Origin of the sequence: Janthinobacterium sp. BJB401, from assembly GCF_013372745.1 — a bacterium.
GTDB classification, from domain to species: domain Bacteria; phylum Pseudomonadota; class Gammaproteobacteria; order Burkholderiales; family Burkholderiaceae_D; genus Janthinobacterium; species Janthinobacterium rivuli.
In genome coordinates, this window is sequence record NZ_JABXFH010000058.1 from 1 (window position 1) to 15,993 (window position 15,993).

Annotated in this window: 16 protein-coding genes; 6 read left to right on the forward strand and 10 right to left on the reverse strand. The window is 63.7% G+C overall.

Features of this window, described 5'->3' with window-relative positions; all coding sequences use genetic code 11:
* Positions 1 to 88: 88 nt before the first annotated feature.
* Positions 89 to 280 carry a hypothetical protein gene (locus HWE17_RS25305; protein ID WP_176390691.1) on the reverse strand — a complete coding sequence of 64 codons (192 nt, stop codon included), beginning with the start codon at positions 278 to 280 and terminating at the stop codon, positions 89 to 91.
* Between the two features lie 164 nt (positions 281 to 444).
* Here HWE17_RS25305 and HWE17_RS25310 point away from each other — a divergent pair, with 164 nt between their 5' ends.
* On the forward strand, positions 445 to 1,179 hold the full coding sequence (locus HWE17_RS25310; RefSeq protein WP_099402381.1) for a hypothetical protein: 735 nt from the start codon (positions 445 to 447) through the stop codon (positions 1,177 to 1,179).
* Positions 1,180 to 1,239: 60 nt separating this feature from the next.
* Here the strand turns inward: HWE17_RS25310 and HWE17_RS25315 are convergent, their stop codons facing one another.
* From HWE17_RS25315 to HWE17_RS25325, 3 genes are all read right to left on the reverse strand, one after another.
* On the reverse strand, positions 1,240 to 1,629 hold the full coding sequence (locus HWE17_RS25315) for a hypothetical protein (protein ID WP_176390692.1): 390 nt from the start codon (positions 1,627 to 1,629) through the stop codon (positions 1,240 to 1,242).
* A 124-nt stretch (positions 1,630 to 1,753) separates the two neighbouring features.
* Positions 1,754 to 2,128, reverse strand: a complete 375-nt coding sequence (locus HWE17_RS25320) for a DUF1294 domain-containing protein (protein ID WP_176390693.1) — start codon at positions 2,126 to 2,128, stop codon at positions 1,754 to 1,756.
* A 58-nt stretch (positions 2,129 to 2,186) separates the two neighbouring features.
* Positions 2,187 to 2,753: a methylated-DNA--[protein]-cysteine S-methyltransferase gene (locus tag HWE17_RS25325; protein ID WP_176390694.1), complete on the reverse strand. Its 567-nt coding sequence runs from the start codon at positions 2,751 to 2,753 to the stop codon at positions 2,187 to 2,189.
* Positions 2,754 to 2,847: 94 nt separating this feature from the next.
* On the opposite strand from HWE17_RS25325, the gene HWE17_RS25330 reads away from it, so the two are divergent.
* The gene (locus HWE17_RS25330; protein WP_176390695.1) at positions 2,848 to 3,597 is read left to right on the forward strand and encodes a nucleotidyltransferase domain-containing protein; all 750 of its coding nucleotides are present in this window, start codon (positions 2,848 to 2,850) and stop codon (positions 3,595 to 3,597) included.
* On the opposite strand, the gene HWE17_RS25335 is transcribed toward HWE17_RS25330, so the two are convergent.
* On the reverse strand, positions 3,594 to 5,828 hold the full coding sequence (locus tag HWE17_RS25335; protein ID WP_176390696.1) for a TonB-dependent siderophore receptor: 2,235 nt from the start codon (positions 5,826 to 5,828) through the stop codon (positions 3,594 to 3,596). The genes HWE17_RS25330 and HWE17_RS25335 overlap by 4 nt on opposite strands.
* A 310-nt stretch (positions 5,829 to 6,138) precedes the next feature.
* On the opposite strand from HWE17_RS25335, the gene HWE17_RS25340 reads away from it, so the two are divergent.
* The gene (locus HWE17_RS25340) at positions 6,139 to 6,993 is read left to right on the forward strand and encodes a hypothetical protein (protein ID WP_176390697.1); all 855 of its coding nucleotides are present in this window, start codon (positions 6,139 to 6,141) and stop codon (positions 6,991 to 6,993) included.
* A 3-nt stretch (positions 6,994 to 6,996) separates the two neighbouring features.
* Here the strand turns inward: HWE17_RS25340 and HWE17_RS25345 are convergent, their stop codons facing one another.
* The 4 genes from HWE17_RS25345 to HWE17_RS25360 all read right to left on the reverse strand — a co-directional run bounded on the left by HWE17_RS25345 (position 6,997) and on the right by HWE17_RS25360 (position 10,766).
* Positions 6,997 to 7,395: a bacteriohemerythrin gene (locus tag HWE17_RS25345; RefSeq protein WP_034757497.1), complete on the reverse strand. Its 399-nt coding sequence runs from the start codon at positions 7,393 to 7,395 to the stop codon at positions 6,997 to 6,999.
* A gap of 245 nt (positions 7,396 to 7,640) precedes the next feature.
* Positions 7,641 to 7,796, reverse strand: a complete 156-nt coding sequence (locus HWE17_RS25350) for a hypothetical protein (RefSeq protein ID WP_176390698.1) — start codon at positions 7,794 to 7,796, stop codon at positions 7,641 to 7,643.
* A gap of 151 nt (positions 7,797 to 7,947) precedes the next feature.
* The gene (locus tag HWE17_RS25355; RefSeq protein ID WP_099402374.1) at positions 7,948 to 8,133 is read right to left on the reverse strand and encodes a hypothetical protein; all 186 of its coding nucleotides are present in this window, start codon (positions 8,131 to 8,133) and stop codon (positions 7,948 to 7,950) included.
* A 110-nt stretch (positions 8,134 to 8,243) separates the two neighbouring features.
* Positions 8,244 to 10,766, reverse strand: a complete 2,523-nt coding sequence (locus HWE17_RS25360; RefSeq protein ID WP_176390699.1) for a sulfite reductase flavoprotein subunit alpha — start codon at positions 10,764 to 10,766, stop codon at positions 8,244 to 8,246.
* A 195-nt stretch (positions 10,767 to 10,961) separates the two neighbouring features.
* On the opposite strand from HWE17_RS25360, the gene HWE17_RS25365 reads away from it, so the two are divergent.
* From HWE17_RS25365 to HWE17_RS25375, 3 genes are all read left to right on the forward strand, one after another.
* Positions 10,962 to 12,062 (forward strand): branched-chain amino acid aminotransferase, encoded by a 1,101-nt coding sequence (locus HWE17_RS25365; RefSeq protein ID WP_176390700.1) that lies wholly within the window; start codon positions 10,962 to 10,964, stop codon positions 12,060 to 12,062.
* 69 nt (positions 12,063 to 12,131) lie between these two features.
* Positions 12,132 to 12,839 carry a hypothetical protein gene (locus HWE17_RS25370; RefSeq protein ID WP_217916885.1) on the forward strand — a complete coding sequence of 236 codons (708 nt, stop codon included), beginning with the start codon at positions 12,132 to 12,134 and terminating at the stop codon, positions 12,837 to 12,839.
* A 77-nt stretch (positions 12,840 to 12,916) separates the two neighbouring features.
* Positions 12,917 to 14,332, forward strand: a complete 1,416-nt coding sequence (locus tag HWE17_RS25375; protein ID WP_176390701.1) for an MFS transporter — start codon at positions 12,917 to 12,919, stop codon at positions 14,330 to 14,332.
* Positions 14,333 to 14,346: 14 nt separating this feature from the next.
* Here the strand turns inward: HWE17_RS25375 and HWE17_RS25380 are convergent, their stop codons facing one another.
* Complete coding sequence (locus HWE17_RS25380) at positions 14,347 to 15,981, reverse strand: acyl-CoA synthetase (protein WP_176390702.1); 1,635 nt, start codon at positions 15,979 to 15,981, stop codon at positions 14,347 to 14,349.
* Positions 15,982 to 15,993: the final 12 nt, after the last annotated feature.

Below are 15,993 nucleotides of genomic sequence, written 5' to 3' on the forward strand. Positions count from 1 at the left end.
AGTAGGTCGGATTAGCGGGGCAAGGCCGCGCGTAATCCGACAATATTGTTGGCCGCGACGGTGGTGTCGTCGGCTGACGTCCTGCTGGTTAAGCCGACCTACCGGCAGGTGGCTTGCTCGGCGGTTTAGGCACGGCAATGGCGATCGGGTCGCTGGCCGGAAAGCTTTCCTTGAGCGCTTCATCGAGTGCTTCCTCGGCATGGCCTTCATTGGCCGGGGTGGGCGAATCGCGCTCTGGCGGCGGGGCGGGTGCGGTGGCGGCGTTGGTGCTCGAATGCATGATGATCTCCTCGCGGTGGTGCGCCATGCTGCCGAGGTGGCCGTGGCGCGTGCTGCTGTTTCCAGCCTAGCACATCGCGCAGGAAGGGCGTGCCGGATGCGCCTGCCGAAGCGATGGTGACGGCGTCTGCTACACTGCGCTCCACTTTTATCGATGGAACCGCCATGACCTCCCTATCCCTGCCATACCGCGCCACCGCAATCGAAGCCTGTGCCTGGCTGGCGCAAGAGACGGGCACGCCGTGGACCCTGGCGCGTTTGCTGGAGCAGGGCGGCTTGCCGTTTGTCTGGCTCGATTACAGCGAAGCATGGGCCGAGCTGTTCCATGACGGCGTGACGCGCTATGCGGCGCCCGTCGTGTTCATCGGCGACAAGCAGCACCTGGCTTCGGGTGCGGACGCTTCGGGTGCGGACGATGTCTGGCTGCGTTTTACGCGCGACTCGGGCAACATCGCCATCGAGCTGAAGGCGCCGGGACTGCGCGTGCCCTTGGACGGTTTGCACTTCCAGGAGCGCGATTTGTTGCGTTTGCTCAAGGAGTTGCAGCATCCGCAGCCCGCTGAAGCGCAGGCGGACAAGGCGCCTGTGGTCTTGCCCAGCGCCTTGAAGGGCCTGGGCCGCGAGCAGATTTTGCTGGCCTTTGCCGGTGTGGGCAAGGTCGACCTGGACCAGGGAATGGCCAGCGGCGTGGGTATCTTTGGCGACGATGGCGCGCGCGTGCGCAAGAATTCGCGCGGCGGCAAGAACAGCCACCTGTGGCATCCGGTGACGTTGGCGTTCGGCCTGCACGACGTGCACCGCGTGCCGATGGCGCACCTGAAGAAGGCCTTCGCCACGCAACCGTTGCTGCGCGAATGGAAGGCGGACTGGCTGGAATCGCTGCGCCTGCTGGGCGAGTAACAAGATCAATCAAGCCTGCCGCGCCGGCCTCTCGTTCGGCGGCATCAGCCTTGCGATCGATTATTCGCTTTCTTCGATCCGGCCGCCGCATTGCGTATAGCAGGCTCTGTAGTCTGACTCGCATTGCCACGTTCCAGATGTGCTGGAGGAACAATATTGGCGTTTCTTCGAGCACAGTTCCCGGTCCGCATCGGTTTTCGCCACTGCCAGGCAGATGGAAACGGTACTGACGTTGCGCATCTCGCAAGCTTGTGCCTGGGCCGCAGCAACCTGCTCCTTGCCGGCAATGCATATCTGTTGATTGGTCCCGCAGCTCGTCACGCATTGACGCCCGGCATCCGAGTCCGGCGGAATAAAGCGATAGCTGGTGCAGCCCGCCAAGGTGATGGCGAAACAAATCGCTGCGGCAAGGCGGAACAAGAAGGAATGGTGGATTTGCAAAGTACGCATGGTCGAAAAGGGCTTTCCCGTGTAAATGAATTAGCTTGAATATCGTGAATATTGATATTCTGACAGGTGATCATTTCAAGAACAATGCGCTGCAATAATTGTTACATCTTGGCGGAAAACCGTTTTACAGTTCAATGGGCGCTACTTCCGTGCCGATATCGGGTGCCGCGTAATGCATGCTGAAATACACGAAGGCGCCGATATTGAGGGCGACCGTGATCCAGAACACGATGCGGAACGAGCGCTTGCTGGACTTGTGGCGCAGCCATTGCTGGGCCAGCACGGCGCCAGGCCAGCCGCACAGCAGTCCCAATAGCAGCAGGGTGCGTTCCGATGTGCGCCAGCGTCCCTCTTTTGCGGCCGATTTGTCGATCGCGTAGGCAACGAAACAGCTCAGGCTCAGCACGCCATACACGAGGGCGACGAGGGCGGGGATGTGGAAAAAGAAGGTGGCCAGCAAATACAGAACGACAAAAAACAGGATGACAAGATAGGGCATAAGATGTGTTTGCTTGAACGGGGGCGTGAGTATCCCACAAGGGGCGCGATGCTGCAGCCTAAAACAAGCAGCCTTGCGCCGTATTGATGGGCACGGCGCGGCGGCGGGCGTGGCCCGTTTTCAGCGCTTCGCGGTCGCTGGACAGGGTGATGCCTTCCAGCGCCAACAAGGTTTCCTTGGCATGCAGGCCGCCCGCGAAGCCCGTCAACTCGCCCGTGGCGCCGATGACCCGGTGGCAGGGGGCGATGATGGAAATGGGATTCTTGCCGTTGGCGGCGCCCACGGCGCGCACGGCGGCGGGCCGGCCGATCTGGCGCGCGATCTCGCCATAGCTGCGCGTCTGGCCATACGGTATCGTCAGCAGCGCGCGCCACACTTCCTGCTGGAATGGCGTGCCGGCAAAATTGAGCGGCACCTCAAAACGCTGGCGCGTGCCGGCGAAATATTCCCCCAGCTGGCGCGCCGTTTCCCGCAGCACGGCGCAACCGTCATCGACGCGCATCGCGCCCAGGCGCACGCGGTTGGGCTTGTCGTTTTCCCACAGGATGGCGGCCAGGGCCGCGCCGCGCGCCACCAGGGTCAGTTCGCCCACGGGCGAGGGCACCACGATGCAATCGTATTCCATGTCTGTTCCTTGATCGGAGAGCGCCAGTGTAGCAGGATGGCGGCAGCGTGCATATTGCGTGTAGGATAGGTTTTTTCGGCACGGAGCACTGGCTTTGACGACGATTCCCAGCTATGACGATATCCGCGCGATTGCCGCGCGGCTGGTGCGACAGCGCTACCCCACGGCCGTGGCGGCCATCATCGGCGGCTCGTTCGCCACAGGCCGGCAAACGCCCAGTTCCGATATCGACTTGCTGCTGCTGTTCGACCACGTCGATTGCGCCTGGCGCGACACGCTCGTGGCCGAAGGGCGCACGGTGGAACTGTTCGCGCACGACGTGGCCACGTACACGTATTTTTGCAAGGAAATCGATGCGCCAGGCGGCAGGGTGCCGCTGGCGATGATGGTGCTCGAAGGCGAGAACATCGCCGCGCCCGGACCGCAGCACGCGCAGTTGCTGGCGCTGGCGCAAGCATTCGCCGCCGCCGGGCCGCCCGTGCTGGACGCCGACAATTTACTGCGGCGCCGCTACGCCATCACCACCGCGGTGGAAGACCTGGTCGACAGCCGGCATCCGGGCGAGGCGCTGGCCGTGGCCTGTCAGCTGTATCCGGCGCTGGCCGACCTGCACTTGCGCGCGGCGGGTGAATGGAGCGGCGAGGGCAAGCACCTGTTTCGCCGCCTGCAGGCCTTCGACGCCGCCATCGCCGACCAGCTCGATGGCGCGCTGCGCCTGGTCGCCAGCGACTTGCCGGCCGGGCAGCATGCGTTCGAGCAAGTCGCCGCCGCCGTGCTGGCGCCCGTGGGCGGCCCCTTGCTCGAAGGTTTTACCCTGCCCGCGCCCGCGCACTGGCGCGCTTAAAACGCCGTGCGCACCGCCAGGCTGATGTTGCGCGGTTCGCCCCAGAATACGCCGTCGAAGAAGCCCACGTTGCGGTAGTACTTTTTATCGAGCAAGTTATTCACGTTCAGCTGCACGCTGGCATGGCGGTTGATGGCATAGCTGGCCATGGCGTTGAACAGCGCGTAGCCGGCTTGCGGGATGTTCGTGATTCTGCCCGAGGGCGGGCGGCCGTACCACGATTCGCTGTAGGTGGCGCTTTGCGCCGTCATGCTGGCGCCCGCTTTTAAGCCGGCCAGGCGGCCGTCGAAACGGTAGCTGGTGGCCAGGCGCAGCAAATGGCGCGGCTGCGTGGTGGCGGCGCGGCGGCCATCGGCCTCGGCTGCGTGCAGATAGGTATAGCCGCCGCTCGCTTCCCAGGCGGGAGACAATTGGCCGGAGACGTCGAACTCGACGCCCTTGGCCGTCACGCCGGCGCCGTTGGCCACCATGGCCTGGCCGCCATCGGGCAGCAAAAAGCCGGGCGGCACCGTGCGGTCGAGTTCCGCCAGATTCTTTTTCTTCGTGTGGAACAGGGCGGCCGACGCATTCAGCTTGCCTTCATAGAATTCCCCCTTGATGCCCAGCTCCGCATTGTCGCCCGTTTCCGGCGCCAGGAACTGGTTGTTGCGGTCCTTGCTCGATTGCGGATTGAACAGCTGCGTGAAGCTGGCGTAAGCCGAATACTGCTTGTTGATGTCGAACACGGCGCCCACGTAGGGCGTGACTTCATTGCGCGTTTCCACAAAGTCGCCGCTGCCCGTGTACACGCCTTGCGTGTTGTAATCGCGTGTATCCGTGCGGTAAGTGCTGCTGCGCGCGCCGATGATCACGTGCAGCGGGTCGGCCAGGCTCAGGCGCGTGGCGACATAGCCGCCCGCCAGGCGCGTGACTTTTTCCGTGTGCGAGCCGTCCGGGTGGAACACGGGGCGGGGAATGTTGCCTGTCCAGCTGCGGTAATCAGGGACCAAAGGTTCATAGTCGATTTTCGCCTTGCCGCCTATCGAATTGTCCCGGCCGTTATTGCCATTCCAGCCGACGATGGCCGTGTGCTTGCGTCCGAGCAAGGTAAATGGCCCGCTGGCGTAGACGTCGAAATTGTCGCTGTTCTTCTTGCCCGCGCCCCAGGCGCCCGTCCACAGTTCCATGCCTTTGCCCGTGGCGGGATCGGGATGACCTTCGCCCGCATACAGAACGGTGGTTCGGTTCGTGCTTTCCGTGCGCGCATAGCCGAGGTGCAGATTCCAGTTGCCGGGCAGGCGCTGGTCCAGCGACGTAAATACCGTGTGCTGCTTTTCGGCCCAGGTGCTCCATGGCGCTGTCCAGCTGGTGTTGCGTGGCAAGTTCGCCAGACTGCCGTCCGCGTTCCAGTAGGGCACGGCGCCCCAGGTGGCGCCTGTGGGCTTGTTGTCCTGGAAGTCGACGCCGGCCGTCAGCAGGGTGCCGGGATGGACGTCCGCCTCGACGATGACCATGCCGACCGTCTTGCGTTCGTGATACATGTCCAGGTAGGAATCGCGTTTTTGCCAGGCCAGGGCCGTGCGCGCGCGCACGCTGCCTTCCGCGTTCAGCGGGGTGGACAGGTCGGCCTCGAAGCGCTGGTCATCCCAGCGGCCCATGATCAGGCCGGCGCTGGCCTGGAAGGTTTTCGTGGGTCGCTTGCGTATCATGTTGATGGTGGCCGACGGGTCGCCTTTGCCGCCCATCAGGCCGGTGGCGCCGCGCACGACCTCGATGCGGTCGTACAAAATCGTGTCTTGCAGCGGTGCATTGCCGCCACGCGCCATGCCATCGATCTGGAGATTGTTGATGCCGAAGCCGCGCGCATAAAAGGTCGTGCGCTCCGTGTCGTTCTGGCCAACCTGGATGCCCGTCGTCTGCGCCAGCGCCTGGTCCAGGCGCACGGCGCCCAGGTCGTCGAGCAACTGGCGCGTGATGACGCTGACCGATTGCGGCGTCTCGCGCAGGGACAGGTCCATGCGCGTGGCGCTGCGCGTTTCGCCTGCCGTGTACGACTGCGTGCCTTCCGTGGTGGCCATCGACTGGCCCAGCACAGTGACGGCCGGCATGGTGACGTCGGCCGTGGCGGCGTCGGTTGCGTGTGCCGGCAAGACCACGCCGGCGGCAAGACTTAGCAGGCTGATGTGTAATAAACGGGGCAGGGGGCGCAAGGCGGGCTGGCGCGAAGAAGAGAAGACGGTGGTCGATTGCATTATTTTCCTGGAGTATTTTTAGTCGTGTGTGTTCCTATCTCGTCTGGCGAGGTGCGCAGTAGCTGGGGGGATGGCGTGACGCTGGCCCGTGGTCTGGCTTGGATAGCAGTTCCACTCGCGCCTGGCAGTGGAAAGATGAGCATGATTCCTGTCACATTTGTGAATAAGAATCATTATCAATATAGGTGATATTTGCCAAATAATCAAGCGTGCGCACCAAAAGAGTGCGATTGGGGCTGTGGCGCGCATCGTCCGGCCTTCTGCGATAATGCAGGCGCTGATAAAATATTTTCCTCATTGAAAGAAATGCATGCGTACATGGATCGCTTGTGCCGGATGGTTGTGTGTCGTGTCGCTGGGCCAGGCCCAGGAGCACGCGCCGCCGCCGGCTGTTCCCGCGCCGCTGCAGAGTGCCAGCGTGCCGCCCGCCGCCGAATCGCCGCCCGTTGCGCCGGCCACATCCGAAGCATCGGCGCCAGAGGTAACTGCGAGCGCAGAGGACGCCTTGCCGTCGCAAACGGTGACGATCACGGCCAGCAGCGACGCCAAGGCGCCACGCGTGCGCTTCACGGCGTATCGCGAAAGTTATCTGACGGCCAGGAAAGTGTGGCAAGTGTCGAGCGGCAGCGTGGTGATGGCCCTGCGCCTGATTCCTGCCAAGCTGAGCGCCACCATCGACGACGTGCGCGTGGCCTTGCAAGGCTATGGCGCGCCCGTGCCGATCAAGGTGTCCAGCGGCGGCGTGTTCGTCGTGCCGCTCAACGATGACATCGCCGCGCAGGATGGTGCTTTCCTGGTGAACAAGGGCAGGGGCGAGCTGACGGCGAATATCGTCCTCCAGCCGTCCGTGGCGCGCGATGCGTGGAACGTCACGCGCGTGGGGCAAGTCTTGCAGGACGCCCGGCGCGCCGTGCGGGCCATCACGCCGTGGTACAAGCGGCCGTTCGCCAGCGACGTGCAATCGCTGGCCTTTTGCGCAGCCGAGCGGGGCAGCGCCTTGCAGTTGATGGATGGCGAGCAATTGATTGCCACCTTGCCCATGAACGAGGCGGCCGTCAACGATATCAACCAGCCCGTGTTTTGCAAGATTTTCGACGGCGAAGACAAATACCCGGGACACTACCGCGTCGTCATGCCCGAGCAAGCCACGGTGCTGCTGCTGTAGCGGCTAGTTCGGCTGGCGCTGCACCAGTTCCAGCGCCGCCGCCAGGGCCAGGTCCATGGTGGCCTGGTGGAAGATCAGCCATTGCGGCAAGAGCGACAGCGCATGGCGGCCCTGTTCCAGGTCGCCTTCATCGACGGCGGCCCAGGCATGGTGCAAGCCGCTGAGCACGCGCGCATGCTGTTCCCGGTGGTTGGCCAGCGAGGGAAAGGCGATTTCTTCCATCAAATCCTCTTCCTCGCGGAAATCGCGTTCGACGGCCGCAATCAGCTCGCGAAACGCCACGCTGAAATGCTGGTCGCCCAGTTGCTGCAGGCGCGCGAGCTCCTGAAACAGCGCCTCATGCGCCTCGTCGATGACGGGAACCCCCAGCGCCATCTCATCCTTCCAATGCGATTTACCCATGCCGATGCTCCAGGTTAAGTCCGTCGCGGTGCGAAGCGGACTGTTCCAGTGTGGACGCGGCGAAGAGGGAAATCCATGACTTGGATCAAATGTGCAGTGAAGAGCGTTTGAGGAAAACTAGAAAAACTGATCGGTGAAGAGAACAAATTCCCACCGGCAACAAAGCGGTTTTTGAATGTGAACGCCACTAGCGAGCTCCGCTGAAAGCAGCGCAGCCAGCGGCGTTTTCTCAGCCGCGCGTATTATTAATGCTTAGGCCAGTGAGCCCAAATGGCATGGGCATCGACATTCGGCACCTGCAGCTGCTGCCCGGCGGACAACTGCATCGTATCCCGTAACACGAGGGGCGCGAGCAGCAGGGCCGACAAGGCAAGGCAGGCCAGCACTTTGAGCGTCAACATGGTCGTCTCCCGGTGTCCCGGCGGCGGCGCGGGGATGCGGCGCCTGCCGGTCACTTCCTTATGCACTACCATGCTTGCAGTTTAGTTCATCTGGTCGTAACTTCAACTTATTGCTGTGGTGCACCGCACCAGTTCGCCTGTTGCCACAGGCTTATTTGGCCTTGCGGCTGCGCCGTGGCTTGCCTGTTGGCGGCAGAAAGGAATCGAACCACACTTGCGTCAGTTGCCGCGTATTTTTCGCCGCTTCGCGCTTGACGGCGGCCGTCGCATGGCCGCGCGCCGTGTTGGCGATGCGGTTGGCCGCGCTCAGGTACATGCTCATCCAGGGGTTTTTCATGGCTAGCCTCGCAGTCGGTGGGGGGAATGTCTCCACTCTATCCCGATGGCTGGCGCCGACAGTGCGCCTGCCCACATAGCCGGGCCGTGCTGGCGATGGGCTGAGGCAGATCAATACACGTCGCGGCGGTAGCGTCCGGCCGCCAGCAAGGCGTCGAGTCCCTCCTGGCCCAGCAATTCTTGCAGTACAGCATCGATTCCTGTGGCCATGCCTTGCAGGCTGCCGCACACGTAGACGATGGCGCCTTGCGCCAGCCACTCGCGCAGTTCATTCGCGCTGGCGCGCAGGCGATCCTGTACGTATTGCCGTGTGCCACCATCCTTGCCATCGCGCGAAAAGACACGGTCCAGGCGTGCCAGATGGCCAGTGTCCAGCCAGCCTTGCAACTCTGCGCCGCAGACGCTGTCAAAAGCTTGCTGGCGCTCGCCAAACAGCAGCCAGTTGCGGGCCAGCCCCGCCCGCTGGCGCGCGCGCAGGTGCGCACGCAGGCCGGCCAGGCCGGAACCGTTGCCGATATATATGCAGGGCACGTCGACCAGGGCCGGCGCGAAGGCGGGATTGGCTTGCAGGCGCAGGCGGATGGGGCTGCCTAGCGGGGCGAAGCGCGTGAGCCAGCCGGAAGCGAGGCCATGGCCCTGGTTTTCCTCGCCCGCATGGCGCTCCTGGCGCACCAGTAATTGCAGTTCGCCGTCGGATGGCAGCGAAGCGAGCGAATAGCTGCGCGGCGCGTGATGGGCACTGTCGGGGTGGCTACCCTCGCCATCGCTGCCATCCGCGTTGCAGGGAATGATTTCCGCCAGCGCACCCGCTTCCCAGGTGGCGTCGGCCGGGCCCGTCAAGGTGATTTCATGCAGTTCGCCGCCCAGGCTGCCCGGGTTGAGCAGCACGCGGCGCGCCAGGCGCCACTCGGCATACGACGCTTCTTCCTGCACGCCGATGGCGTCGATGGCGCTGCCGCTGCAGCGGGCCAGCGCCTTGGACCAGCCGGCCAAGGCGGCGGGGTCGTGCTTGTCCACCTCGATCAAGGGGAACAGAGAAGTGGCGCCCAGCGCGTGTAATTGTTGCGCCAGCGCATGGCCAAAGCCGCAGAAGGCGCTGTAGTGGCGGTCGCCGAGGGCCAGCATGCCGAATTCCAGGCCCGCCAGCGGCGTGCCTGCTGTTGCGTGCAGCAGGCGCGCAAAGCGGCGCGTGCCGTCCGGCGCCTCGCCTTCGCCAAAGGTGCTGGCGACGATCAGTGCCCGTTCGTACTGGCGCAATTGCGCGGGATCAAAACGGTCCAGCGATTGCACGTCGACGGCCACGCCCGCTTGCTGCAGGGCGCGCGCGCTTTCCAGGGCCAGGCGTTCGGCCTGGCCCGATTGGCTGGCGTAGGCGACGAGGGTCGGCAAACCTGTATCCGTTTTGCCCGGAGCACCGGCGCCCAGCATGGTGCGCTGCGCCTGCACAGCCCGCTTAGCCTTGCGGCGGCCCAGATACAGCATCCAGCCCGTGATGGCGAACAGGGGCAGGCCCAGGCTGGCCACGGTGACGATGATGCGGCCCGGCAAACCGAAATACGTGCCCATATGCAGCGGATAAATGATGTTGACGAGGCGCGCACCAAGCGCCTGCTGGCTGTACGGTTCGTTTTCCGTGAGCGTGCCGTCGGCCGGTGCAATGCTCATGCGGCTGCGCGCCCGTTCGTGCGGCGCATCGCTGGCCAGCCACGTGAATTGCACGGCTTCTCCAGCGCGCGTCGGCAGGCGCACGCTGGCCAGGGTCCAGCCGGCGGCGTGCTGCTGGAAGCTGGTCCAGGCCAGGCTGATGTCGACGGCGGGCGCCTTGCCGCCGCCTTTTTTCGCGGGCGCCTGTGCCATCCTTGGCGGCTTGCCGGCCCAGGCGTCGATATTGTCGCGCACCACGTCGTAGCTCCAGTAAATCCCCGTCAGGGTCAGCGCCACGTAGACGACCAGGCACCAGGTGCCGGCCACGGCATGCAGATTCCATAGGAAGGAACGGCCTTTCAGGGCCGGATCGAAGGTCAGCCAGGTGCGCCAGTCCAGCGGACGGCGGGGCCAGCGCAGATACAGGCCCGACAATGCCAACCCCAGCAGGCACAGGGCCAGTGCGCCCGCCACTTGCCGGCCCGGATCGCGCGGCAGCAGCAGCCAGCGGTGCAAGGACTCCGTCCACTCGAAAAATTCCGCGCCCGCCAGCGCCGGCTGGGTCGCGCCCGTGTACGGATGCACATAGATGGACTCGCCGCGCCGCTGGCCATTCTTCGGTGCGAAGAACAGGCGTGGCGCCGCGCCCGCTTCTGCATACATGGTGATCGAGGCTACGCGCTGGCCGTGTTCGACGGCAGCAATGTTGCTCAGCTGGGCTGGCGTCAGCGGCGCGCGGTTTTCCACAGCGACGTGGCGCACGCCGGGGTTCATGAGGTCCAGCAATTCATCCTTGAAGGCCAGGGTGGCGCCGCTCAGGCCGATAATTACCAGCACCGTGCCGGCCGTGATGCCGATAAACCAGTGCAATTGAAACCACACCTGCTTCCAGTTCCAGTGCCGGCGTTGCTGTTGCGGGGCGGCAAGCTGGCGAGTCTGCGGCGCATCGTCGGCGCTGGAGCGCAACTGGGGGAGGGAGGAGGTGGTCATGGCGGCTTTCGATAGCGCCGCCATGCAGTGCGTCAGGCATGGCGGGAAGAAGGAAGGCTGACATTTTAACGCAAACGAGAATCATTCGCAAATGATGGTGCCCTGTTGTCGCGTGGCGGGGGCCATCCCCGTTTGCCTGATCGGGCGTCATAGGCGCTACAATAGGGATACTGTTCACTAGTTCCCATTGCCGCCATGACCACTTCCACACCGAATCTCGTCGTCACCCCATCCGCCCACCCCCTGTCCGACGCCGAGCGCGCCGCGCGCATGGTCAACCCGGCGTTTGGCCGCATCTTTACCGACCACATGGTGGTGATTCCTTACCGCGACGGCAAGTGGCAGCAGGGTGAACTGAAGGTTTACGGCCCGTTGATGCTGGACCCGTCCGCTTCGTCGCTGCACTACGGCCAGGCCATCTTCGAAGGCTACAAGGCGTTTGCCCAGCCGGACGGCAGCATCAAGACTTTCCGTCCGGAACAAAATGCCGAGCGCTTCAACCGCAGCGCCGCGCGCCTGGCCATGCCGGCCATTCCTGTCGAGCTGTTCCTGGAAGCGGGCGACGCGCTCATTTCGCAAGACCGCAACTGGGTGCCGAAGAATACGGGTGAGAGCCTGTACATGCGTCCGCTGATGATCGCCACCGACCCGTACCTGGGCGTGCGTCCGTCGGAAGAATACCTGTTCGTGCTGTTCGCCTCGCCAGCCGGCGCCTATTTCCCGAAAGGCGTGAAACCCGTCACCGTATGGATCAGCGAAGACTTCGTGCGCGCCGCGCCGGGCGGCACCGGTGAAGCCAAGTGCGCGGGCAACTACGCGGCCAGCCTGATGGCCCAGTCGCAAGCGCAAGAGAAGGGCTGCGACCAGGTCGTGTGGCTGGACGCCGTTCACCGCGAATTCATCGAAGAGATGGGCGGCATGAATTTGTTCTTCGTGTATAAAGATGGCGAGAAGATCACCGTCGTGACGCCGGAACTGACGGGCACCTTGCTGCCAGGCATCACCCGCCGCAGCCTGCTGGAAATGGCGAAAGACCTCGGCTATGCCACGGAAGAGCGTAAGTTGTCGGTCCAGCAATGGCGCGACGACATCGCCTCGGGCCGCATGACCGAAGTGTTCGCCTGCGGCACGGCCGCCGTCATCACGCCCGTGGGCGTGGCCAAGGCCAATGGCTTTGAAATGACCATCAACAACAATGAAAACGGCGCCGTCACCCTGGCCCTGCGCGAAGCGCTGCTGGGCTTGCAACATGGCACGGCGGCCGATACGCATGGCTGGATGCATAAAGTTTGCTGATGTACACGTTTGACTGATACCGCGCCGGCACTCAGTTGCCGGCGTTTTATATTCTGAAAGGGAAACCTGATGCAATTTCGAACTGTACTGGCCGCCGTTTTCCTCAGCCTGTCCGCTGGCGCCGTCCACGCGGCCGACGCCAGTTGCGCCATTCCGCGCAACGTCAGTTACTACGATTACGACGTGAAGCCGTCGGACGAGAAAAACACGTGCTACAAGCAAAGCACGAACGTACCCACCGATTACTTCATGCTGGCGCTGTCGTGGTCGCCGGGCTTTTGCGACAGCCAGCGCCGCCGTGGCGCCGTGTCGAAAAAGGCTGCCTTCCAGTGCGCCGAGAGCAACCAGTTCGGCTGGATCGTGCATGGCCTGTGGGCGCAGTCTGCCAATCCGGCCACCTGCGAAGACATTTCCGTGACGCCGCCGCGCAAGACGGACATGCATCCGCGCTACTGCAAGGGCAATCTGCCGAAACTGGCGCCGTCGGAGATCCTGCCCTATATGTGCATGCAACCGGGCGAAGCCTTGCTGCAGGGTGAATGGGAAAAGCATGGCGCCTGCGATTTCGATACCGCCAAGCAGTATTTCGAGAAGGAGCGCGAACTGTTCCAGGCCTTGAAGTTGCCGGATTCCACCATGCCGAAAAACGAGTTGTTCCAGTGGATGAAGCAGCACAACCCGCAATTGAAGGGCCGCTGGCTCGGCTATGAAAAGCACTCGGGCGAGTTGCGCATCTGTTATTCGAAAGATTTCAAGGTCATCGATTGCCAGAAGTAAGCTTGCCTGTCCTGCAGGTTTTTTGCATACATGCTAGTGTATTGCCCGGATCAGCAAGATGAACAGGTAGTGTATTTATGCAGCAGACTAGGCAGCGGCGCACGCAAGCCGTCATGGTAGGCGAGGACGGCTTGCCGCCGGGCGCCCGTTTATGGGCCATGCTGGCGCTGGCCATCGGCGTGGGCATGGCCTCGCTCGATACGGCGATCGCCAACACGGCCTTGCCGGCCATTGCCAGCGAACTGCACACGACGCCGGCCGCCTCCGTCTGGATCGTCAACGTCTATCAGCTGGCCATGGTGGCGACCCTGCTGCCGTTTTCCGCCCTCGGCGAAATCGCCGGCTACCGGCGCGTGTTTATCTCCGGCATGCTTCTGTTTACCCTGGCCTCGCTCGCCTGTGCGCTGGCCTGGTCCTTGCCCTCGCTGGTGGTGGCGCGGCTGTTTCAAGGCGTCGGTGCCAGCGCCATGATGAGCGTCAACACGGCGCTGCTGCGCGCCCTGTACCCGAAACATTTGCTGGGCCGCGCGTTTGGCAACAATGCGCTGGTGGTGGCAGTCGCGTTCGCCATCGGCCCCACGGCCGCGTCGCTGATCCTGGCGACGGCATCGTGGCCGTGGCTGTTCGCCATCAATGTGCCGCTGGGCGTGATTGGGTTTTTCCTCGCCAGCCGCATGCTGCCGGCCACCAAATTGTCCGGCCACACCCTCGATGCGCGCACGGCGCTGTACAACGTGGGCGCCTTCGGCTTGCTGATTTTGCTGTTTGGCGACGCGGCCCATCACGCGGCCCTGTCGACCTTGCTGCCGGAACTGGTGGCCGTGGTGATTTTCTTTGTCTTGCTGCTGCGCCGCCAGGCGGGGCACGCGGCGCCGATGCTGCCGATCGACCTGTTTCGCCGTCCATTATTCCTGCTGTCGTCGCTGACGGCCATCTGCACGTTTGCCGCGCAGGGCCTGGCGTTCGTCTCGCTGCCATTCTATTTTGAAGTGACACTGGGCCGTTCTCCGGTCGAGACGGGCTTTTTGATGACTCCGTGGGCCGTGCTGGTGGCCGTGATGGCGCCTGTCGCCGGGCGCCTGAGCGACCGTTATTCGCCGGGCGTGCTGGGCGGCATCGGTCTGGCGGCGCTGGCGGGCGGCTTGCTGACCCTGGTGTGGATACCGGCGCACCCCAGCGTGTTTGACATCGGCTGGCGCATGGCCTTGTGCGGCATCGGCTTCGGCTTTTTCCAGGCGCCGAACCTGAAAGCCATCATGGGCAGCGCGCCGCCCGAGCGGGCTGGCGGCGCCAGCGGCGTGGTGGCCACGTCGCGCCTGATCGGCCAAGCGACGGGCGCGGCGCTGGTCGCGTATTGCTTTACCGTTTCTGCCACGCGTGGCACGACGTATGCGCTGTGCCTGGCGGCAGGGTTCGCCGCCGTGGCCAGCATCGCCAGCTTCTCGCGCCTGGTGGTGGCGCAGCCGGCGTGGCTGAGCGGCAAGGGCAGCTAAGCGCCTGGACGCGCCTAGACGTCGATGGCCTTGTCCGACTGCATGCGCTTGCGCAATTCGAACTTCTGGATCTTGCCCGTCGACGTGCGGGGCAGGGGACCGAAATAAATGGCTTTCGGCACCTTGAAACCGGCCAGGTTGTTCTTGCAAAAGGCGATCAATTCCGCTTCCGTCACCGTGCCGCCTTCGCGCAGTTCGACAAAGGCGCATGGCGTTTCGCCCCACTTTTCGTCCGGCTGGGCGATGACGGCGGCGGCCAGTACTTGCGGGTGGTGGTACAAGGCGTCTTCCACTTCCACGCTGGAAATGTTCTCGCCGCCGGAGATGATGATGTCCTTGCTGCGGTCCTTCAGCTTGATATAGCCATCCGGATACATGACGCCGAGGTCGCCCGTGTGGAACCAGCCGCCCGCGAAGGCTTCCAGCGTCGCCTTTTCATTCTTCAGATAACCCTTCATGCAGATGTTGCCACGGAACATGATCTCGCCGATCTGTTCGCCGTCTGCCGCCACGGGCTGCATGGTGTCCGGGTCCAGCACCGCCACGGCGCTTTGCAAGTGGTAGCGCACGCCCTGGCGCGATTTCAATACGGCCCGCTCTTCCTGCGACAGCGCCGCCCACTCGTCCTGTTCCGCGCAGATGGCGGCCGGGCCATACACTTCCGTCAAGCCATACGAGTGGATCAAGTCGAAACCCATGGCTTCGATCTTCGCCACCATGGCCGCCGGCGGCGGCGCACCGGCCACCATGCCGCGCACGGTCCAGGCTATGCCGTCACGCCAGTTGGCGGGCGCATTGGCCAGGGCAGCGTGCACGATGGGTGCGGCGCAATAGTGGGTGATGCGCAATTCGCGCATCAGGTCGAACACGAGTTTTGGTTCGAACTTGCGCAGGCACACGTTGACGCCGGCGCGCGCGGCGACGGTCCACGGGAAGCACCAGCCGTTGCAGTGGAACATGGGCAATGTCCATAAATACACGGCATGCTTGGGCATGTCCCACTCCAGTATGTTCGACAGGGCATTCAGGGCCGCGCCCCGGTGGTGGTAGACCACGCCTTTCGGATCGCCCGTGGTGCCGGACGTGTAGTTGAGGGCGATGGCATCCCATTCGTCCGCCGGCGGTTTCCAGTCGTAATCGGGGTCGCCGCTGGCCAGCAAGGCTTCGTAGTCGAGCTCGGCAAATGCGTCCACTTCCGGTCCCAGCATGTCGTTGACCTGGATCACGCGCAAGCCGGGAATCTGCGCCGCCATCTGGCGCGCCAGTTCGGCAAATTCCGTGTCGGCCAGCAAGACTTTCGCCTGGCCATGGCGCAGCATGAAGGTCAGCGAAGCCAGGTCGAGGCGGATATTCAGGGCGTTGAGCACGGCGCCGGCCATCGGGACGCCAAAGCTCGCTTCCACCATGGCGGGGGTGTTCGGCAGCATCACGGCCACCGTATCGCCCGTGCCCACGCCCAGCTTGATCAAGCCTGAGGCGAGGCGGCGCGTGCGCGTATACGTTTCTTGCCACGTCTGCCGCAAGGCGCCATGTGCAATTGCCAGGCGATTGCCATATACTGCGGCTGCCCTGGCGATATAGTCGAGCGGGGTGAGGGCGGCGTAGTTGGCGCTGTTTTTGCCGAGGCCGGTGTTGAAATCAGCTGTCATGCTTGTCTCCTG